General features: G+C 62.0%; 20 protein-coding genes and 2 pseudogenes. 8 read left to right on the forward strand and 14 right to left on the reverse strand.

Features of this window, described 5'->3' with window-relative positions:
• From FEV53_RS11500 to FEV53_RS21510, 3 genes and pseudogenes are all read left to right on the forward strand, one after another.
• A partial coding sequence (locus FEV53_RS11500; RefSeq protein ID WP_142834949.1) for an integrase core domain-containing protein occupies window positions 1-230 on the forward strand: 230 nt, incomplete at its 5' end.
• 111 nt (window positions 231-341) lie between these two features.
• Window positions 342-1374: pseudogene (locus FEV53_RS11510) on the forward strand (IS5 family transposase).
• Between the two features lie 56 nt (window positions 1375-1430).
• Window positions 1431-1601, forward strand: a pseudogene (locus FEV53_RS21510) (integrase core domain-containing protein); the annotation flags it as partial.
• 76 nt (window positions 1602-1677) lie between these two features.
• On the opposite strand, the gene FEV53_RS11520 reads toward FEV53_RS21510, so the two are convergent.
• From FEV53_RS11520 to FEV53_RS11540, 5 genes are all read right to left on the reverse strand, one after another.
• Window positions 1678-2676, reverse strand: a complete 999-nt coding sequence (locus FEV53_RS11520; RefSeq protein WP_142834950.1) for an oligopeptide/dipeptide ABC transporter ATP-binding protein — start codon at window positions 2674-2676, stop codon at window positions 1678-1680.
• On the reverse strand, window positions 2673-3641 hold the full coding sequence (locus tag FEV53_RS11525; RefSeq protein WP_142834951.1) for an oligopeptide/dipeptide ABC transporter ATP-binding protein: 969 nt from the start codon (window positions 3639-3641) through the stop codon (window positions 2673-2675). The genes FEV53_RS11520 and FEV53_RS11525 overlap by 4 nt, the downstream gene beginning before the upstream one ends.
• Window position 3642: 1 nt before the next feature.
• On the reverse strand, window positions 3643-4554 hold the full coding sequence (locus tag FEV53_RS11530) for an ABC transporter permease subunit (RefSeq protein ID WP_142834952.1): 912 nt from the start codon (window positions 4552-4554) through the stop codon (window positions 3643-3645).
• A 1-nt stretch (window position 4555) separates the two neighbouring features.
• Entirely contained in the window at window positions 4556-5473 is a 918-nt protein-coding gene (gene oppB / locus FEV53_RS11535; protein ID WP_142834953.1) for an oligopeptide ABC transporter permease OppB, read from the reverse strand.
• Between the two features lie 102 nt (window positions 5474-5575).
• Window positions 5576-7189, reverse strand: a complete 1614-nt coding sequence (locus FEV53_RS11540) for a peptide ABC transporter substrate-binding protein (protein WP_142834954.1) — start codon at window positions 7187-7189, stop codon at window positions 5576-5578.
• Window positions 7190-7440: 251 nt separating this feature from the next.
• On the opposite strand from FEV53_RS11540, the gene tal reads away from it, so the two are divergent.
• Both tal and mtnA read left to right on the forward strand, forming a co-directional pair.
• Window positions 7441-8373, forward strand: coding sequence for a transaldolase (gene tal, locus FEV53_RS11545; RefSeq protein ID WP_142834955.1), 933 nt, complete (start codon window positions 7441-7443; stop codon window positions 8371-8373).
• Window positions 8370-9461: an S-methyl-5-thioribose-1-phosphate isomerase gene (mtnA, locus tag FEV53_RS11550; RefSeq protein WP_142834956.1), complete on the forward strand. Its 1092-nt coding sequence runs from the start codon at window positions 8370-8372 to the stop codon at window positions 9459-9461. The genes tal and mtnA overlap by 4 nt, the downstream gene beginning before the upstream one ends.
• A 283-nt stretch (window positions 9462-9744) precedes the next feature.
• Here the strand turns inward: mtnA and FEV53_RS11555 are convergent, their stop codons facing one another.
• On the reverse strand, window positions 9745-9948 hold the full coding sequence (locus FEV53_RS11555) for a hypothetical protein (RefSeq protein WP_221931610.1): 204 nt from the start codon (window positions 9946-9948) through the stop codon (window positions 9745-9747).
• A gap of 553 nt (window positions 9949-10501) precedes the next feature.
• The gene (gene tkt, locus FEV53_RS11560) at window positions 10502-12523 is read right to left on the reverse strand and encodes a transketolase (protein WP_142834958.1); all 2022 of its coding nucleotides are present in this window, start codon (window positions 12521-12523) and stop codon (window positions 10502-10504) included.
• 164 nt (window positions 12524-12687) lie between these two features.
• Here tkt and FEV53_RS11565 point away from each other — a divergent pair, with 164 nt between their 5' ends.
• Both FEV53_RS11565 and FEV53_RS11570 read left to right on the forward strand, forming a co-directional pair.
• Window positions 12688-13269: a hypothetical protein gene (locus tag FEV53_RS11565; protein WP_142834959.1), complete on the forward strand. Its 582-nt coding sequence runs from the start codon at window positions 12688-12690 to the stop codon at window positions 13267-13269.
• The gene (locus FEV53_RS11570; RefSeq protein WP_142834960.1) at window positions 13259-13660 is read left to right on the forward strand and encodes a cell division protein ZapA; all 402 of its coding nucleotides are present in this window, start codon (window positions 13259-13261) and stop codon (window positions 13658-13660) included. The genes FEV53_RS11565 and FEV53_RS11570 overlap by 11 nt, the downstream gene beginning before the upstream one ends.
• Window positions 13661-13694: 34 nt before the next feature.
• Here FEV53_RS11570 and grxD read toward each other — a convergent pair whose 3' ends face one another.
• From grxD to zwf, 7 genes are all read right to left on the reverse strand, one after another.
• A complete protein-coding gene (grxD, locus tag FEV53_RS11575; RefSeq protein ID WP_142834961.1) occupies window positions 13695-14054 on the reverse strand; it encodes a Grx4 family monothiol glutaredoxin in 360 nt (119 codons plus the stop codon).
• Window positions 14051-14290 carry a hypothetical protein gene (locus tag FEV53_RS11580; RefSeq protein ID WP_142834962.1) on the reverse strand — a complete coding sequence of 80 codons (240 nt, stop codon included), beginning with the start codon at window positions 14288-14290 and terminating at the stop codon, window positions 14051-14053. The genes grxD and FEV53_RS11580 overlap by 4 nt, the downstream gene beginning before the upstream one ends.
• A gap of 11 nt (window positions 14291-14301) precedes the next feature.
• Entirely contained in the window at window positions 14302-14544 is a 243-nt protein-coding gene (locus tag FEV53_RS11585; protein ID WP_142834963.1) for a BolA/IbaG family iron-sulfur metabolism protein, read from the reverse strand.
• A 93-nt stretch (window positions 14545-14637) separates the two neighbouring features.
• A complete protein-coding gene (locus FEV53_RS11590) occupies window positions 14638-15066 on the reverse strand; it encodes a hypothetical protein (protein ID WP_142834964.1) in 429 nt (142 codons plus the stop codon).
• A 98-nt stretch (window positions 15067-15164) separates the two neighbouring features.
• Window positions 15165-16772, reverse strand: a complete 1608-nt coding sequence (pgi, locus tag FEV53_RS11595) for a glucose-6-phosphate isomerase (protein ID WP_142834965.1) — start codon at window positions 16770-16772, stop codon at window positions 15165-15167.
• 6 nt (window positions 16773-16778) lie between these two features.
• A complete protein-coding gene (pgl, locus tag FEV53_RS11600; protein ID WP_142834966.1) occupies window positions 16779-17444 on the reverse strand; it encodes a 6-phosphogluconolactonase in 666 nt (221 codons plus the stop codon).
• A gap of 12 nt (window positions 17445-17456) precedes the next feature.
• Window positions 17457-18911, reverse strand: a complete 1455-nt coding sequence (gene zwf, locus FEV53_RS11605; RefSeq protein WP_142834967.1) for a glucose-6-phosphate dehydrogenase — start codon at window positions 18909-18911, stop codon at window positions 17457-17459.
• Between the two features lie 341 nt (window positions 18912-19252).
• Here zwf and FEV53_RS11610 point away from each other — a divergent pair, with 341 nt between their 5' ends.
• Window positions 19253-20422 carry a Hint domain-containing protein gene (locus FEV53_RS11610; RefSeq protein ID WP_142834968.1) on the forward strand — a complete coding sequence of 390 codons (1170 nt, stop codon included), beginning with the start codon at window positions 19253-19255 and terminating at the stop codon, window positions 20420-20422.
• The last annotated feature ends 3 nt before the right edge of the window (window positions 20423-20425 follow it).

Below are 20425 nucleotides of genomic sequence, written 5' to 3' on the forward strand. Positions count from 1 at the left end.
TGGATGGCCGGGGCCGCTGGATCGACAACCGGATGATCGAGCGGCTCTGGCGATCCCTCAAATACGAATGCGTCTACTTGAACGCCTTCGAAACAGGTTCCGAAGCCCGGGACGGGATCGGTGACTGGATCAGCTACTACAACAAAAGACGCCCGCACTCATCACATGGGATCATGACGCCGGACGAGGCCTATGACAGGCAATCTCCGGACCTGAAGGTTGCCGCCTGAAATGAAACCAATGCTATAGCTTAGCACGGCGGCAAACTGGTCGAATTTCAAGGACCACCTCTAATCGAGTGAGGGATTCACTGCGTGAATCCAGCGTGATAGCTGGAAGGTATGAGCAGTTGGGCCCCTACGAAGGACAAGACCACGAACTGGTCGGCTTACAATGAAGCACTGTGCCAGCGCGGATCGCTGACGATCTGGTTCGATCCCGACATGATGTGGAAGCTGCCGCCCAGCGGGAAGCGTGKGCGGCAGCCGAGTTTCAGCGATGAAGCTATCCAGACGTGCCTGACAATGAAGGGTGAAGGGCGCTCGGAAAACAGTCCGGTGGACTGTTTTCAGCCCTGAACGGGCGGAGCACCGGGCAAGTTTGGCATGGTCGCCATTGGGAGCGCCATTGGTCCGAGCGACAATGGCGACGAGACAAACGACCGGGTTCGTTCAGAGCCTCCTGCGGCTGGTTGGGTTGGATTGGCGAGTGCCGGACTTCAGCACCCTGTGCCGCCGCCAAAAGACGCTGAATGTGGCRATCCCGTATCGCGGCGGCACGGGCCCGCTAAACCTGCTGATCGACAGCACCGGCATCAAGGCCGAAGGCGAAGGTGAGTGGAACGCCCGCAAGCACGGCGGAGCCAAACGGCGCATCTGGCGCAAGGTGCACATCGGTATCGACGAGGAAACATTGGAMGTCCGGGCCGTCGAAGTCACCGGCAGCAACATTGGCGATGCGCCCATCCTGCCAGATCTCCTGGRCCAAATCCCGTCTGACGAAGAGATCGGTTCCGTGACGGCAGATGGCGCCTACGACACACGCAAGTGCCACGAGGCAATCGCTGCCCGTTGTGCCGCTGCGATCATCCCGCCCCGCAAGAACGCCAAGCCCTGGAAACCAACGAGCCCCGGAGCCATCGCCCGCAATGAGGCACTGCGCGCGTCCAAATATTTGGGTCGTGCCATCTGGCGACGATGGTCTGGCTACCACCGCCGGAGCCGGGTCGAGAGCAAGATGAACTGCATCAAGCTGCCCGGCCAATCCCTTATGACCCGAGACTTCGACCGCCAGGTCGCCGAGCTGCAAGTTCGTATCGCCGTGCTGAACGCCTACACCGCGCTCGGCGCACCCATTACTGTGGCCGTAGGATAGGTCCGTCCGGGGAAAGGGGAACCGCGCTCAGATCCCGATTTGTGCAACAGCGCCCTCGCGAGGCAAAAGTCCTGACCGAGCAATGGCGTGTTCACTGCAACACGGTCAGGCCGCGCAGCGCTCTGGGGTATAGGCCACCTGCGCCGGGAAGCACCGTACCAATGGACCAGAGCCCCACGATGCACCAACAATCAACTTGGACCACTCGACGGGGGCTGGGCCAGTAGAAACTGTGCCTCCCTCCAAATCCAGCGTTAGGTGGGGGCGTTGGGGCAACGCATCGGCGAGTTGTAAGACCTCCCGCTACGCCAATTCCTCCGCCCGGATTGCGCCCGGATACAGGCAAGCCGTCCGGTGGTCTCCGTATCCTGCCTCCGGCACCGTCTGCCCGCACTGGGCCTGCGCCCGGGGGCAACGGGTGCGGAAGACGCAGCCGGAAGGCGGCGCCATGGGGGACGGGAGATCGCCGGTCAGCGGAATGATCTTCTTGGTCCGCTCCACCTCAGGATCAGCGATGGGCACGGCGGAGAGCAGCGCCTGCGTGTAAGGGTGCTGGGGTGCGGCGTAGAGCTCACGCTTTGGCGCGCGCTCCATCATCCGGCCCAGATAAAGCACCATCACGTTGTCCGAGATGTGTTTGACCACACTCAGATCGTGGGCGATGAAGATCATCGCCAGCCCCATCTCGCTTTGAAGTTCCATCAGAAGGTCCACCACCTGCGCCTGAATCGATACGTCGAGGGCGGAGACGGGCTCGTCGCAAATCAGCAGCTTCGGCTCCACAACCAGCGCGCGGGCGATGCCGATCCGTTGGCACTGACCGCCGGAAAACTCGTGCGGATACCGGTTAATCATCTGCGGCAGAAGACCCACCCGCTCCATCATCGCCGCAACGCGGGCCGCGCGATCTTTCGCAGAAAGATCGGGGCGGTGGGTTTTCAGCGGCTCAGCAATGATCTGTCCCAGCGTCATGCGCGGGTTCAGGGACGCAAGCGGATCCTGAAACACCATCTGGATCTCGGAGCGGTAGCGTTTCATCTCCGCCGCCGAAATCGCCAGCAAGTCTTTCTCACCCCGCCACATGACCTGCCCGGTGGCCGGCACCATACGGATCAAACCGCGCGCGAGGGTCGATTTGCCACAGCCCGATTCGCCCACGATTCCGAGGGTCTCCCCGGGCTCCAGATCGAAGCTCACGCCATTCACAGCATGGAGCAGTCGCGGTTTGGTCCAGGGCATATCCCCCGCTCGGGTGATGCCGAAGGTCACATGAAGGTCACGGACAGACAGAAGCGGGCTCATGCGGCGACCCTCCCCGGTTCCACATGGCAGGCGCGCGCCCGTCCGGGGGCAAAGGGCTCGAGAGGCGGCATGGTCGCGCAGGCCTCGCTGGCGTAGGCGCAGCGTGGCCGGAACGGACAGCCCTTGGGCGGGTTCGCCATGTTGGGCGGCGCGCCGGGGATGGCCTTCATGGTCACCTCCTCCTCGTCAAGTCGGGGCACGGCTGCCAGCAGACCGCGCGTGTAGGGATGGGCGGGCTCGGCAAAGAGTGGCACCGTGGGCCCCTCCTCCATCACCTGCCCGCCATACATGACCAGCACGCGCTCGCAGAATCCCGCGACCACGCCGAGGTCATGGGTGATCAGGATCGTAGCCATGCCGAACTCCTGTTGCAGATCCCGCAGCAGGTCCATGATTTGCGCCTGAACGGTCACATCGAGCGCCGTGGTGGGCTCGTCCGCGATCAGCAGATCGGGCTGGCACAGGAGCGACATGGCAATCATCACCCGCTGCCGCATCCCGCCCGAAAACTCGTGGGGATAGAGGCGGACACGTTCCTTTGCCGACGGAATCCGCACCGCGTCGAGCATCCGCACCGACTCGGCCACCGCCTCGCGCTTCGACAGGCCCTTATGCAGGGTCAGCACCTCGGCCATTTGGTCGGAGATCCGCATATACGGGTTGAGCGACGTCATCGGATCCTGAAAGATCATCGCGATCTTCTCGGCCCGGAGGCGGTTCAGGGCGTCCGTCGGAGCACCGAGGATCTCCTGTCCGTCGAATGTCACCGAGCCGCTGGTCCGCCCGTTTCGCGCGAGCAGGCCCAGAATCGCAAAGGCGGTCTGGCTCTTGCCGGAACCGCTCTCGCCCACGATGCCCAGCGTCTCGCCCCGCTTGACCGACAGGGACAGCCCGCTCACGGCGTGCACGGGACCATCGTCGGTGTCGAAGGTGACGGAAAGATTGTTGATATCGAGCAGTGCCATATCAGCGGTCCTTCGGATCAAGGGCATCGCGCAGGCCATCGCCCACGAAGAAAAAGCCGAACAGGGTCAGGATGAAGAACAGGAGCGGAAAGGCGAGCTGCCATGTGGTCCCGTAATTCAGCGTATCCGCCCCTTCGGAAATCAGCGCGCCGAGGGAGGTCAGTGGCTCCTGCACCCCGAGCCCGAGGAAAGAGATAAAGCTCTCCGTCAGGATCATCAGCGGCACCAAGAGCGTGGCATAGACCGCGATTACCCCCAAGAGGTTCGGAATGATGTGACGGGCGATGATCACCGGCGCCGGCACACCCGTGGCGCGGGCCGCCTCGACAAATTCCCGCCCCTTCAGAGACAGCGTCTGGCCGCGCACGATCCGCGACATATCCATCCAGGAAATCATGCCCACGCCCACGAACAGCATCCCGATGGAGCGGCCATACATCACGAGCAGCAAAATCAGGATGAACATGTAGGGCACCGCCATAAAGATATCGACGAAGCGCATCATCAGCGTGTCGACACGTCCGCCCACATAGCCCGCCGTCGCACCGTAAGTGGTGCCGACGATCACGGCGATCAGCGCACCGATGATGCCGACAGCGAGACTGATCTGCGTCCCCTGCACCGTCCGCGCATAGAGGTCGCGCCCCAGATCGTCGGTGCCGAAATAGTGGCCGTTCGACAAAGTCGGCCCGCCCAGCTCAGCCACCTGCCCCATCACCATGAAGTCCAGCTCTTCGTTGGACCATTGGGCGAGAACGTTGCCGAACAGGGCAAAAGCGGTGACGAAGACGAGAATGGCCAAACCCAGCATGGCGGCCTTGTTTCGAAAGAAGCGGCGCCGGGCATCGGCCCAGGGGGAGCGCCCTTTCTGCGGCACGGCCGCGGCGGCGGTGTCGTCGGAGATCAGGCTCATGTCAGTACCGGATTTTCGGGTCGATCCACGCATAGGCCAGATCGACGATAAGGTTGAACAGGATGGTCAGCGCCCCCAGGAGGATCGTCACCCCCATCATCACCGCGTAATCGCGGTTCAGGGCCGCATCCACGAAGGCTTTGCCGATGCCACCGGTGGAGAAATACACGTCCACGACCACGGAGCCGGTGATCATCGCCACGAAAGCCGGGCCGAGATAGGAGATGACCGGCAGCATAGCGGGCTTCAACGCATGACGCAGGATAATGCGGCGCTCGGGCAGCCCTTTGGCGCGGGCGGTGCGGATATGGTTCATCGTCAGCACTTCGAGCATGGACGAGCGCGTAATTCGCGCAATGGAGGCCATGAAAGAGGTCGAGAGCGCAATAACGGGCAGGATCCAGTATTCCGGCCCTTGCCACCCGCCGCCGGGCAGCCAGCCGAGCCAAAGGGTGAAGACCAGCACGAGGATCGGCGCCATCACGAAATTCGGCAGCACCTGTGCTCCGATAGCGATGCCCACGGCGAAATAGTCGATCCAGGTGTTCTGGCGGATCGCCGCGACCACGCCGAGGGTCACACCAACGGTCACGGCCACGAGGAAGGACAGGATCCCGTAGGTCAGGGTGATCGGAAAGCCCTGCGCGATGATTTCGTTCACCGTCCGGTCTTTGTAGACGAAGGACGGGCCAAAATCGAACTCGGTGACGATGGAGGTCACATAAGTGGTGATCTGACGCCAGAGCGGCTCATCGAGCCCGTATTTCGCGTTGAGATTGGCGAGCACTTCGGGCGGGATTTCACGCTCTTGGGTGAATGGTCCGCCGGGGGCTGCATGCATCAGCACGAAGGACAGGATGATCAGCAAAAGCAATGTGGGAATTGCGACCGCCAAACGTTTGATGACAAAAGAAATCAAGCTGCGCTCTTTCGGATCAGGGCAGCGAAGTCCGGAACCCGGATCTCGCCACGATTTTTCGCAGAAAAATCGGCCCGGAGATCCACCGGGCCGATCGGATGATCACTCGGCGACGCGGTACATGTCCTTGCCGTACCAGTTTTTACCGAGGTTCTCATAGGGCCAGCCCTTGATCGCCGGGTTCAGCATGAAGGCCAGCGAGTAGTGGTAGATCGGTGCAATCGGCATCTCGTCGGCGAGGATACGCGACGCGTCCTGATAATGAGGCAGAGGATCATCTGCGGTCTTGGCCGCTTGCACCGCCGCGTCATAGGCCTCGTTCAGGAACTTGCCGTTGTTGTGGCCGGAGTAGGACGCGAACAGATCGAGATAGGTTGACGGCTCGTTGTAGTCACCGCACCAGGCATAGCGGGCCAAATCGAAATCCTGGTTTCGCAGGCGCTCCAGATGCACCTTCCATTCGTAGTTATCGAGGATCAGGTTAATCCCCAGCGGCTTCAGCATCTGGCTGGCGGCGATGGCGATCTTCTTGTGGTTCTCATCCGTGTTGTACTGGAGCTTCAGCTCGATGGGGTTGTCGGGGCCGTATCCTGCCTCGTTCAACAGCTCCATGGCTTTCTGCATCCGGGAGGCCTGATCCCACTCGGCGTATTCGATCTCCGGGCGTTCCCAACCCGCCGTGGCCCAATGGGTCCAGTTATAGGAGGCCTTCTGACCGCCCTGCAGCACCCGGTCCACGATGATGTCGCGGTCGATACCGTAGGAGATTGCCTTGCGCACATTGGGGTCCTTCAGCGCCTCAGGCCCTTTGTCGCTGAGGTTCATCATGTAAATGTAGGAGCAGTTGCGCGGAACTGATTTCGCCTGCTCGGGAAACTCGGCCGCGAGGCGCGGATACTGGCCTGCGGGCATCTCCACATAGTCCAGCTCACCGGCCTGATAGCGCGTCAGGCCCTGATTGACGTTGTTCACCACCTGCGCGGTGATCTCGGTCAGAACGGTGTTCTCGGCATCCCAGTAGCTGTCGCTCTTGTTCATCACCAGACGCTCTCCCACGGCGCGGTCGGTCAGGACATAGGCCCCGTTGCCCACCATGTTCTCCGGCCGGGTCCACTGATCGCCATGGGCTTCGACCGCCCCCTGATGGACCGGAAAGGTCGACGCGTGGACCAGCATCTGCGGGAAATAGGGCAGCGGGGTCTCGATGGTGACTTCGAGGGTCGTGTCATCGACCGCACGCACGCCAAGGTCAGACGGCTCCATATCGCCCGCGATCACGGCCTTGGAATTCTTGACCTGCATCAGCTCCATGTACCACGCATATTCCGACGCGGTTGCAGGGTCCGCCAGACGGCGCCACGAATAGACGAAATCACCGGCCTTGACCGGATCACCGTTTGACCATTTGGCATTGTCGCGGAGCTTGAAGGTGTAGGTCAGTTTATCGTCAGAGAGGCTGTGCTCCAGCGCGACCCCGGGCACCAGATTGCCCTTGGCATCCTCGTTGTAGAGCCCCTCGAAAAGGTTCCGCAGCACGTCCGAGCCGTCGGTCGTCGTGTTAATCTGCGGATCGAGAGACGGGATCCCATCGAGCACCCAATAGGTGAAGGTCTGGTTTTCGGCCAGCTTGGTTCCCTCGGGCACATCGGCGGCCATAGACGGCATCGCGACGCTCAGCGCCAGAGCCGACGCGGCGAGGGTACGTAGAATGATCATGAAATATCTCCCTTATTGGTGGGTCGGATGCCGCGTTTCGCGGGACACACGCCTAAATTGAGAGATATTTGTTAGCGCATGGCAAGGCCTAACTGAAATGACCTCGCGGCGTTTTCCGAACTGATCCCCAACTCGGCGATTTGCGTAAGTTTTCAAACGATGTGTGCGCTATCATTTTTCGCATCCTTGTCTCTGGAAACCCGCTGCCCGACCGACTATGGTCCGCGCGAACCGAATTTCAGGAGTGACACATGGCCAGCAAACTGGACCAATTGCGTGAGATGACCGTCGTCGTGGCGGATACCGGCGACGTTGAAGCGGTGCGCAAGCTGCAACCGCAGGACTGCACCACCAACCCCTCCATCGTCCTGAAGGCCCTGACCTCCGACTATTTCAAGGATATCGTTGACGAAGCGATCGGTCAGGGCGGCGACGTGGCCGAGATTGCCCAGCGTCTGACCGTCGCCGTGGGCGCGGAACTGGCAGGCGTGGTGCCGGGCCGGGTCTCCACCGAGGTCGATGCGCGTCTGTCCTTCGACACCGAGGCCTCCGTGGCAAAGGCCCGCGCGCTGATCGCTGATTACGAGGCCCGCGGCATCTCCAAGGACCGCATCCTGATCAAGCTTGCCTCCACCTGGGAAGGCATCAAAGCCGCTGAAATCCTCCAGAAAGAGGGCATCGACTGTAATCTGACGCTGCTTTTCTGCATGGCTCAGGCCCGCGCCTGCGCCGATGCCGGCGCCTTTCTGATCTCGCCCTTCGTCGGTCGCATTACCGACTGGTACAAAGCGTCCCAAGGCGTTGCCTCCTACGAAGCGGATGAGGATCCCGGCGTCCAGTCCGTGCGCAGCATCTATGAGCACTACAAGACCAACGGCATCGACACGATCGTCATGGGCGCGTCTTTCCGCAACGTGGGCCAGATCGAGGCGCTGGCGGGCTGTGATCGCCTGACCATCGCCCCCGACCTGCTGGAGCAGCTGGCCGCCGATCAGGGCGATCTGCCGCAAAAACTCACCGCCCCCGCCGCCACCGGCAAAGCCCCGGCAATCACCGAGGCCGAGTTCCGCTGGGAGCTGAACGAAGACGCCATGGCCACCGAGAAGCTCTCCGACGGCATCCGCAAGTTCAACGCGGACGCGGAAAAGCTGGAGGCCATCATCGCCGAAAAGCTTGGCGCATGAAGATCGGGGGGAGGCATTACCGCTCGCTCTGGTGGTCCGGAGACAAGGACTGCCTGGAGATCATCGACCAGCGATGGCTCCCCCATGATTTCCGGGTGGCGGAACTGCGCAGTCTCGACGACTACGCGACCGCCATTACCGAAATGTGGGTCCGCGGCGCGCCGCTGATCGGCGCGACCGCGGCCTATGGCATCGCTGCCGTGATGCGCGGCGACGCCTCCGACGCAGCCCTGAGCGCGGCCTACGACCGGCTCCACGCCACCCGCCCCACAGCGATCAACCTGCGCTGGGCGCTTGACCGGATTCAGGCGGCGCTCGTCCCCCTGCCCGTCCCAAACCGCGCCGGGGCTGCGCTGCAACTTGCCCATGAAATCGCCGATGAGGATGTGGAGATCAATCGCCGCATCGGCGAACACGGCCTCACCCTCATCCGCGAAATCGCCGCCCGCAAGCCCGCAGGGGAGCCGGTCCGGTTGCTGACCCATTGCAACGCAGGCTGGATTGCCACCGTCGATTGGGGCACCGCCACGTCACCCATGTACCACGCCCATGATGCCGGCATCCCGCTCCATGTCTGGGTGGACGAGACCCGCCCCCGCAATCAGGGCGCCCTTACTGCCTGGGAGCTCGGCTCCCACGGCGTGCCTAACAGCTACATCACCGACAATGCGGGCGGTCACCTGATGCAGCACGGGCTGGTGGATATGGTTATCGTCGGAACAGACCGCACCACCCGCACGGGGGACGTGTGCAACAAGATCGGCACTTATCTCAAAGCCCTCGCCGCCCATGACAACGGGGTGCCCTTCTACGTCGCCCTGCCCTCACCGACAATCGACTGGCGCGTATCGGACGGGGTTTCGGAGATCCCCATCGAGATCCGCAATCCCCGCGAAGTGACCCATATTCAGGGCACCGGCGCCGATGGCATCGCTGAGATCCGCGTCACGCCTGAGGCCAGCGAGGCCCGCAACGACGCCTTCGACGTCACCCCGGCCCGCCTCGTCACCGGCCTCATCACCGAGCGCGGCATCTGCCCCGCCTCCGAAGCTGGGCTTTCCGGGCTTTTCCCCGATATGGCCGGCTGACACATAGCCTTGGGCCACCGGGGAGAGGCAATAGAGCGCGCACTTTGCCTCAAAGCGCACGGCTTCACGAAATGCAGGCAGTGGGGCGTACTACGCCGCACAGGCAAACATCAAAGCGCAAGATATTAGTAGCCGATCCGTCCAGCTCACCGCTGAAAACGCTAACGCAAGCTGGTTCTGGTTTGCAAACCCGCCAATCATCCAAGATCGCAACGGGGTCAGCTACTGCGCTATCGCCATGCCAGAATATCAGGCTGAGGAGGAACCGACGGCGGTAGAGTGATCAGCCTAGTGGTTTCTTGTCCAAGCGCATTTCAGCATCGACATCCCCGTTGAGCGCCTTCTGGACCGCTTGCTCCCACTCATCCCAATAGGCAGGGTCCATCGGATTTCCATCGCTCATAAGGCACAATCCACTGAGCATAGAACCGATCTCATCGGACTGCGTGCGCGAATAATAGTCCTCTAAGAAGGAGAACATCGCCAAATACGCCTCTCGCGATGACAGAGGTTTATTTTGCATCAACGTAGTCCCTCTCCGTCAACCCACACACCTGACGGATTATTCACGCCGCCGTTCTGAATAACACCATTTCTTGTCTCCACCCAAATCTGCGAACCGTTCGAGCGCGTGGAAACGCAAACGTCATTCCCAAATCTGTTGGTTCCCAGGCTATTGACTTAATCATTGCTCGTATCGACTAGCAACTGCCTGTTTTGAGGCGTATCAGGCAGGTGGCCCGGCCGATCTCCAAAAATTATCGCCAAGTTGTGAGTCCCCGCTTGGAAGTCCATTCTTGGCTTGCGGCGCTGCAATACTGTTATCGATATCGGTTCTGTTCGTCGCAAACGTGCCGACCGGCTTTTGAATACGCGCATTTCCGTCTGCATCGGAAACCCATCTGTTGCCATCGGGCAAAATTGGCCTTGCCGCACCCACGGAGTCGTCAAGAATAGGGTATCCGTCACACGGTGTCCTATTTGGTGCGAAAGAAAAGGCGCCCGGTTGGGGGCGCCCATCTGTCGGTTCCAGGAACTGCTCAGAGCAGTTCTTTGACCTTTGTCACGACGGCGTCGGCGGTGATGCCAAACTTTTCGTAGAGGGTGCCCGCAGGAGCGGAGGCGCCGAAGCCGTCCATGCCAATAAACGCAGACTTGGCTTCCTTGCCGCGTTCGCCCAGGAGCCAGCGGTCCCAACCCATGCGCGTGGCAGCTTCGATGCCGATGCGGACGGAATTTCCCGGCAGGACCCGGCGACGATAAGCTTCGTCCTGCTCGGCAAAGCGCTCGAAGCTCGGGACCGAGACCACGCGGGTGCCGATGCCCTCGGCCTCCAGCGTCGCGCGGGCTTCCATCGCAATGGAGACTTCGGAGCCGGTGGCCATCAGCACCACGTCGGTCTTTTTCTCCTCGCCAGCATCGGCCAGCACGTAGGCGCCCTTGTCGCTAAGGTTGCGCTGGGTGTGCTCGGTGCGCAGCACGGGCAGGTTCTGACGCGACAGGACCAACACGGTCGGGCGGTCGGTGGTTTTCAGCGCCAGCTGCCAGGCTTCGGCGGTTTCGACCGTGTCACAGGGGCGGAGCACCTGCAGGTTCGGCGTCGCCCGCAGCATGGCGAGGTGCTCGACCGGCTGGTGGGTCGGGCCGTCTTCGCCCAGACCGATGGAGTCGTGGGTCATCACATAGATCACCGGCGCGCCCATCAGCGCCGACAGACGGATCGCCGGGCGGGCATAGTCGGTGAAGACCATGAAGGTTCCGCCATAGGGACGAATGCCGCCATGGAGCGCCATGCCGTTCATCGCGGCGGCCATGCCGTGCTCACGAATGCCGTAGTAGACGTAACGGCCGCTGCGATCCTCGGCGGTAAAGGCCCCCATCCCCTCGGTAAGGGTATTGTTGGAGCCGGTCAGGTCAGCCGAGCCGCCCATGGTCTCCTCAACGATGGGGTTGATGACACCCAGTGCCAGCTCGGAGGATTTGCGGGTCGCGACAGCCTTGGCCTCGGCGCTGGCTTCTTCCTTGAACTGGCGAATCGCGCCGTCGAGCTTGTTCGGCAGTTCACCAGCCATGGCGGCCTCGAACTTGGCGCGCTTGCCTTTGCCGGTTTCTTCGAGGCGGGCCAGCCACGCTTCGCGCTCCTTTGCGCCGCGAGAGCCTACGCGCTTCCACCAGGTCTTGACCTTGGCGGGAAACTTGAAGGGACCTTCTTCCCAGCCATAAGCCACCCGGGTGGCGGCGATCAGGTCGGGATCGGTCAGTGCACCGTGGCCTTTGCTGGTGTCCTGCGCGGAGGAGCCGATGGCGATGTGGGTCTTGCAAGCGATCATCGAGGGCTTGCCGGACTCTTTGGCAGCGATGATGGCCGCGTCGATGGCTTCGGGGTCGTGGCCGTCGATTTCCTGCGTGTGCCAGCCTGCGGCGGCAAAGCGCTTGATCTGGTCGGTCGAATCGCTCTTGGAGATCGGGCCGTCGATGGAGATGCCATTATCGTCGAAGAAAACGACGAGCTTCGAGAGCTTCAGGTGGCCGGCAAGCGTGATCGCTTCCTGGCTCACACCTTCCATCAGACAGCCGTCGCCTGCGAAGACATAGGTGTGGTGGTCGACGAGCTTCTTGCCAAAGCGGTCGCGCAGGTGCTCCTCGGCGATGGCCATGCCGACGGCGGTGGCAATGCCCTGACCGAGCGGACCGGTGGTGGTCTCGATGCCCGCAGCGTGGCCATATTCCGGGTGACCGGCGGTCTTGGCGCCCCACTGGCGGAAGTTTTTCACTTCTTCCAGCGACATATCGGCAAAGCCCGTCAGGTGCAGCAGCCCGTAGAGCAGCATGGAGCCGTGGCCATTGGACAGCACAAAGCGGTCACGGTCAGGCCAGTCGGGGTTCGCCGCGTCGAATTTCATATGCTTCGACCACAGAACCGTGGCGATGTCCGCCATCCCCATGGGCATCCCCGAATGGCCGGAATTGGCGGCGGCGACGGCGTCGAGGGCCAGAACGCGCAGGGCGGTCGAGCGCTCCCAGTGCTCGGGGTGGCTTTCTCTCAGGGTCGCAATATCCATACTTCGTCTCTCCTCAGGTGGGTCCTGCACCGAATTTTACTCGCCTGCGTGATAGCAGCGGATCGGTCGAGTGCAAGCGCACTCGCAGGATAGGGGTGGAAACGCGACCGCTTTAGGTCTTAACAATGGCGTAAAGACCGCAGAAACCCATCAGGAGGCCCGGAATGGAGCAAATCGAGGAGCTGGACCGCCGTTTATCGGCGGCGCTCGACAGGATTGCCGCGGGGCTGAACCGCGCTTCTGCGCCAGAGGCGGACACGTCGGATCATCAGGCCGCGCTTGCGGCAGCCACCGCAGAGACCGCGCGTCTGACGGACGAGCTGCGCCGCAGCGAGGAGAGGGTGCGCTACGCTGAGTCCGAGGCCGAGATGGCGCGCGGACGCACCGCCGAGCTGACCGAGCTGCTTGACCGGGAAAGAGAGCGGTCCCACGCTCTTGAGGAGGACCTGCGCGCGGTGTCGGGGGAAGGCGACACCGCTGACGCCGAGACGACTGCAGAGATCGATCGCTTGCGCGGCGCGCTGAGTGCCCTCGAAGAGGACCGGACCCGGCTGAAGGCGCTGACAGACGCCCTGCGGCAGACCTGCGAAGAGATCGCCGCGCGGTCCGACGGCGACGCTGCACTGCGCGAAGAACTCAAGGCGCTCCGAGCGCTGCGTGACAGCGATCGTGCCGAACTTGACGCCATCCTTGCCCTGACCGCGACCCTGCCCGACGCCGAAGAGGAGCACACCGATGCCCAATGAAGTGGTTTCTATTGGTGGACGCAGCTACGAGGTCGCGTGCCAGCCCGGTGAGGAACAGGTCCTCCACGCCGCCGCCCAGCGACTGGATCAGGCCGCGACCAGCCTCTCGGCCCAGCCCGGCGCTGTGCCCGAGATGCGGATGCTTCTCATGTCGGGGCTGATCGTGGCCGACAGAATTGCGGACCTCGAGTCCAGTAACGCGGCTTTGTTCGACCGGATCGCCGAGCTGGAATCGCAGCTGGGCCGTTCGACACTGGCGGCTCAACAGGCCAACACGGTCGAAGTCCCCGTGATGCCTGAGGGGCTGGAGGACCGCTTGCGTGCCATGGTCGAGCGGGCCGAAGCTCTGGCCGATCAGGCAGACCCCGAAACGGAAACCGCCAGGGCCTGAGAGCACCCGGCGGCAACGCGACGACGCTGAAAAATCAGGCGTTGGCGGCGCGGATTTCCTCGGCCTTCGCCTTGTCATAGGCCACGCCCTTAGCATCGAAGAGCTGGTCAAGCTCGCCCGACAGGGTCATCTCGGTGACGATGTCACAGCCGCCAACAAACTCGCCCTTTACGTATAGCTGGGGGATCGTCGGCCAGTCGGAATACTCCTTGATCCCCTGCCGGACCTCTTCATCGGCCAGCACGTTCACGTCCTGATACTCGATCCCCATAAAATTCAGCACCCCCGCCACGCGGCTGGAGAAGCCGCATTGGGGCATGGTCTTGGTGCCCTTCATAAACAGCACAACATCGTTGCTGGTCACGGTGTCCTTGATTTGATCCTGAGCGCTCATCTGCGATCTGTCCTTTTCTCTTTCGGAACGAAGAGACGCGCATAGGCCTGCGGGTCCTTCGGGATGGTATATTCGGTTTCTTCCCCGCCCCCCATGCCGGACTGGTATTCCGCACGAAGGACGGTGACTCCATCGCCGGGGAGCTGGCCGCGCGTGGGTCCGGGGTCATGGCGCAGGGACTGGCGGGCCTTTAGCCCCAGCACCAGCGCGATCCCGGTCGCGAGAAGCGCGATCACGCCCCCGCTGCTCATTCCGGCGCGCGGGTGGTCAGGGCCAGAGCGTGCAATTCGCCCTGACTGCCATCCATCTTGCCCTTCAGCGCCGCATAGACCGCGCGCTGCTGCTGAACGCGGTTTTGCCCCCGGAAGCTCTCATCGATCACCTCCGCCGCATAATGATTCCCGTCGCCGGCAAGGTCGGTAATGGTGATCTTTGCGTCGGGAAATTCGGCGCGGATGAGCGCTTCGATATCGCGGGCTTCCATAGCCATGAGGCATCTCCGGAGTAGTGGTCACCGCAAAGGTAAGGTCCGGGAGGCGGAGGCGCAAGCGGGGATGATCCTGAGAAGCAACGCGCGGGCACGCTAGCGCACCTGTTGGTTTGAGTGACGGGTGTTTGGACGCAGAATACATACTGCCAAAAGCATGGCCAAAGGACCAATGATTGTGCGGCCAAAATCCAGAGCACTCTCCCACCACTGCCAAGCTCCGAGTGTCAGGATATCATGCCTCATATCCAGTACCTCCATCCCGGCTCCGAGAACACAGGCAAAGGCCAGGGTCAGCACATAGGGTTTGGTACGGGTCATACCCTTGGCGACAACGAAGGCAATCAGAGCCAACATCACGCCAATCACGACATGCAGAATGTCCCTGTCGATCGGGACATAGTGAGAGAAAACCTCTTTCGAGGAATAAAAGTTCAGCGCCAAGTGATCCATATTGCTCGGATAAAGATAATAGGCCCGATTTTGAAGCTGTGTCTGATCCGGCGGCAGATCGTTGCGCGTCATAGGGAGATTTGAGTGGCTCCGTGATCTGACCGAGGCCGCGTGTCACAACAAAAAAGCCCCGCCACAATTGCGGCGGGGCTTCTGACAAGATGTGTCGCTTACGCCCGAATAAACGCCACCAGACCGGCAGTCGAGGCATCCTTGCCCTCGGTGCCGGCCTCACCGGCGACGACGGGATCGAGCGCTTTAGCCAGCTCCTTGCCCAGCTCCACGCCCCACTGATCATAGGAGTTGATGCCCAGAAGCACGCCTTCGACGAATACCCGGTGCTCGTAGAGCGCGACGATCTGGCCGAGAACGGCGGGGGTGAGCTGATCATAGACCAGCGTGGTCGAGGGGCGGTTGCCGGGGAAGACGCGGTGGCTGGCCTGACGCTCCAGTTCCTCGCCCTCGAACTGACCCGCGACCTTGGCGCGCGCCTCGTCGAGATCGCGGCCGACCATGAGCGCTTCGGACTGGGCGAGGCAGTTGGCGACCAGCAGGCGGTGCTGGTGGGCGAGCTCCGGCTCATGCCCCCGGCGCCCCACCATGAATTCGCAGGGGATCACCCGCGTGCCCTGATGGATCAGCTGGTAGAACGCGTGCTGGCCGTTGGTGCCGGGCTCGCCCCAGACAACCGGGCCGCTGTCGCAGGGCAAGGGCTGGCCGTCCATGCCTACGCGCTTGCCATTGCTCTCCATCTCCAGCTGCTGGAGATAGGCGGGCAGACGGGCGAGGCGCTGTTCATAGGGCAGCACGGCGCGGGTGGCATAGCCGCAGCCCTGATTGTGCCAGACACCGACCAGCGCCAGCACCACCGCCATATTGTCGAGCGGCGCGGCCTCGCGGAAATGGGTGTCCATGGCTTCGGCGCCCTGCAAAAAGGCGCGGAAGTCGTCCGGCCCCACGGCGATCATCAGCGACAGGCCAATGGGACCCCACATGGAGTAGCGCCCACCGACCCAGTCCTCGAAGCCAAAAACGCGCGACTCGTCGATCCCGAAGGCCGCCGTTTTATCGGCCGCTGTCGAAAGGGCCGCGAATTGCGCCGCAGGATCGGAGACCTTTTCGGCCATCCAGTCGCGGGCGGTCTCGGCATTGGTCATCGTCTCGATGGTAGTGAAGGTCTTCGACGCGACGATCACCAGCGTGGTCTCGGGGTTCAGACCCGACAGGATGTCGTGGATATGGGCACCGTCCACGTTGGAGACGAAGTGGCAGCGGGGACCGTCCGCATAAGGGCTAAGCGCCTGCACCGCCATGGCCGGCCCGAGATCGGAGCCGCCAATGCCGATATTCACCACATCCGTGATCGCGCCGCCCTGCCCGGTGAAGCGCCCCTCGCGCACGTCCGCAGCGAAGGCGTCCATCCGGTCGAGCGTGGCCAGCACCTCAGGCATCACGTCCTGTCCGTCCACCATCACCGGCTTGCCCGATAGGTTGCGCAGGGCCGTGTGCAGCACCGCACGGCCTTCGGTGTCGTTGATGGCGGCACCGCCGAACATGGCGTCCCGACGCTCGGCCAGACCTGCTTCGTCCAGCATGGCGACCAGCATGTCGCGGGTCCCGGCGTCGAGGTTGGTTTTCGAGTAATCGAACAGCATCCCCAGCGCGGAGACCGAAAAGGCCCCTGCCCGCTCGGCATCCATGAGCGCGAGAATGGAACGGTCGGAAACGGAATTTGCGGCAGCCGCGAGACGCGACCAGCTATCAGCAGAAACGGGCATCGGGTTTTAGTCCTTTGACCAATGAACAGTGGCGTTTTTCAGAACAAGGGCGATCGGGGCCTCTTTGGGCGAGAGGTGACGCGCTTTCTCCAGCGCCTCCCGCTTTTCGGGGCCCTTAATCAGGATGTGAGTGGACAGTGCGCCCTTCAGGACGGGCGCAGTCAGGGTCACGCGGGGCTCAAGCCCCTCAGAGGCGTCCACCTCCATCACCGGCGGCGCATGGGGCGCCAGCGCGGCATCGAGCTGCGGCGCGCCCGGAAAGAGCGATGCGCAGTGCATATCCGCACCCATGCCGATCAACAGGATGGAGAGAGGCAGGTGCGGCGCGATACGCCGACCGAGCATCCCCATATCGACGCCGTCCTCCGGCACCAGCCGGACGAATTGCGCCGCAGCCGCCTTGTCCTGAAACAGGCGGGACCGCAGCAGGCGTTCATTGGAGCGCTCATGGGTGGCGGGAACCTTCCGCTCATCCGTCAGCATGACATGGACCCGCTCCCACGGCAGATCAGCGCCTGACAGGCTGTCAAAGGCAGGTCCTGGGGTCGAGCCCCCGGGCACCGCCATCGACACCTGATCGTGGGTCAGCAGCGCATTGGTGAGTTCGCCCGCCAACTGGTCGGCGAGGTCCATCATCATCATGTCGCTGTCGGGATATTCGATGAACTTCATCAGCCCCCCTCCCTACTCCTGAATCCCGCGCCAGCGGCGATCTTCACGGTGCATCATGATCTGCGCTTCCTCGGGACCGGTCGAGCCCGGCTCGTAGGAACAGGGGCGGTCGCCACGCTCTTTCCAGCCGTTGATGATCGGATCGGTCCAGGCCCAGGCGGCCTCAACCTCGTCACCGCGCATGAACAGGGTCTGGTTGCCCCGGATCACGTCCATTACCAGCCGCTCATAGGCGTCGGTGGCGAGGTCCTCGTGCTGACCCAGCGCGTCGGCAAAGGTCATGTCCAGCGGCACGTCGATCAGACGCATCCCGCCCGGCCCCGGCTCCTTGATCGTCGTGGTGAGGGTCATGCCCTCATTCGGCTGAAGCCGGATCGTCAGGATGTTACGGTGATGCCCAGAGCGGCTGCCAAAGATCGAATGGGGCGCGTCCTTGAACACGACTGCGATCTCGGACGACCGCGCCTTCATCCGCTTGCCCGTGCGCAGGTAGAACGGCGTCCCGGCCCAGCGCCAGTTCGACACATTCACTTTCATCGCGATGAAGCTTTCGGTGAGGCTCTCAGGATCTTCCACATCATCCAGATAAGAGGCCACATCCTCCGCGCCCGCATATTGGCCGCGCACGATATCTTCGGCGGGCACGGGGTCCAGAGCACGAATGACCTTCAGCTTCTCATCGCGCACCGCGTCAGGTTCGAACCGTGAGGGCGGTTCCATAGCAATGAGGCAGAGGAGCTGCATCAGGTGATTCTGCACCATGTCTCGCATGGCGCCGGATTTGTCGTAATAGCCACCCCGCCCGCCGACGCCGACGATCTCGGCCACGGTGATCTGGATATGGTCCACGTACTGGCTGTTCCACAGCGGTTCAAAGAGCACGTTGGCAAAGCGCAGCGCCATGAGGTTCTGGACGGTTTCCTTACCCAGATAATGGTCGATCCGGTAGATTTGCGTCTCGTCGAAATAGGCGGCCAGCGTGGCGTTCAGGGCCTGCGCCGAGGCCAGATCCCGCCCAAAGGGCTTTTCGACGACGATGCGGCTGGTCTTGTCCGCGATACCGTTGGACTGGAGCCGTTCGGCCAGCGCACCGAATAGCGACGGTGCCACGGAAAAATAGAAGGCGCTGATGTGATCGCTGCGGATCAGCTCTTTGAGCTCGGACCAGCCCTTTTCACCGGTGGCGTCGATGGCGACATAATGAATGAGGGAGACAAACTCCGCGACCACATCGGGATCGAGCGCATCGGTGCCGATAAACTCATCCAGCGCTGCCCGCACCATGTCGCGATAGCCATCGTGGTCCATCTCGGATCGGGCCGCGCCAATGATCCGGCTGCCTTCAGGGATCTGGCCGGCCCGAAAGCGACGGTACAGGCCTGGCAAAATCTTGCGGCGGGACAGATCGCCCGTGCCGCCAAAAATCGTGAGGTCGAAGGGATCGACCGGAATCACGCGTGAGACCATTGAGAGCTCCTTTCGCGGTACGCGCGTTCCCTCGCGCGAGTTCTGCCCGGGGTCAAGAGCGTAATGTGGGCGCTAACAAAAGAAAGCCGTGGCTGCGGCTTCGGTGCCTGCGGTGCAGGTGGCTTGAGGAGTGAAATCCGCTGCCCACCAAAAAGCAGCAGCGTAGCAAGGGCACGTTAAGGACAGGACGCTATCCCAAAGAGGAGCTTTTGCGGACGGATCAAACGTTTGTAGGGATGGAATACAACAATAGCGCCCGAAGTTGGGAGCGTTGCTCTGCCCAATCACCAACCGCCGCAACATGTGGATGGTAGGGCAAGCCGCGTGAGGAAATAAAAGCCATGGCAGACTTCGTCAGAACGATCCTCTATCTCGGAAATCGGGCGGACGCAGATACCAGCGATATCTCACCCAATCTCAGCGTGGAAAATCCCGGCGCATTTCTCGGGGTCTACGGCAGTTCCGAGTTGCAGGTGACAACGGTGACACTGCGTGATCTCGAAGGCCTCCTGGATGGCGATCCAGCCAATAGCGTCATCGAGGAAAACGTTACCTTTTTTAACGATGGAAGTATTTCAGACCCGGACTCAGAGGACCGGGTTATCTATGATATCGGTGCGGGTCAGGTCACCGTTCAGCTCGACAGCCTGCTGCTGGCGGATGTCACGCTGACTCTGGGTGACAATTCGACACTGAGTTTCACCAATGTCGTCATCACTCAGATGACAAACGGAGACGTCTTCCTGAACGAGTTGCCCGGCGGCGATGAAACCGCCTTTGACAATATCAATATTCAGTCCATCAACGTCACCGCCGTCAGAGACAATGCCTCCAATAACTTCGCCGGTTGGATCATCCCGCCTGATGTGGTGAATTTACAAATAGTCTGTTTTGCCCGCGGGACGATGATTCTTACCGATGCCGGAGAGGTGCCCGTAGAAAACCTCACAACCGGGGATCAGGTCCTCACGCTGGATCACGGATTCCGGCCCATCCGATGGATCTGCGACACGAGCGTCTGTCGGGTTGACCTCGCAGCCAATGATCGGCTTCGCCCCGTCATCATCCGCGCCGGTGCGCTGGGAAAGGGTCAACCGCGGACGGATTTGCGTGTGTCGCGACAGCACCGCATTCTGCTCCGCTCCGACGAAGCCCAAGATATGTTCGGATCTCAGGACGTGCTGTTGCCTGCCATCAAACTCGTCGGTCTGGACGGAATCTCAATCGACGAGGATTGCGAGGAAATTGAATACTGGCACATCCTGCTGGATAAGCACGAGATCATCTGGGCCAACGGAACACCCAGCGAAACCCTGTCCACGGGACCGGAGGCGATGAAGAGCTTCTCATTGGATGCGAGGCGCGAACTTGGTGAACTCTTTCCGGAGTTGTTCGCCGAGGGATGGACGCCGAGCCTTGCGAGACCCGTCCCGAAGGGTGGCGCGGCCATTCGCAGGGTCTTGCTGCCTCTCGAACAGGACTGCCAGTCCGTCAGCAACAGGCCGAACTGACCG

It is taken from the genome of Palleronia caenipelagi, from assembly GCF_007004065.1.
GTDB lineage: Bacteria > Pseudomonadota > Alphaproteobacteria > Rhodobacterales > Rhodobacteraceae > Palleronia > Palleronia caenipelagi.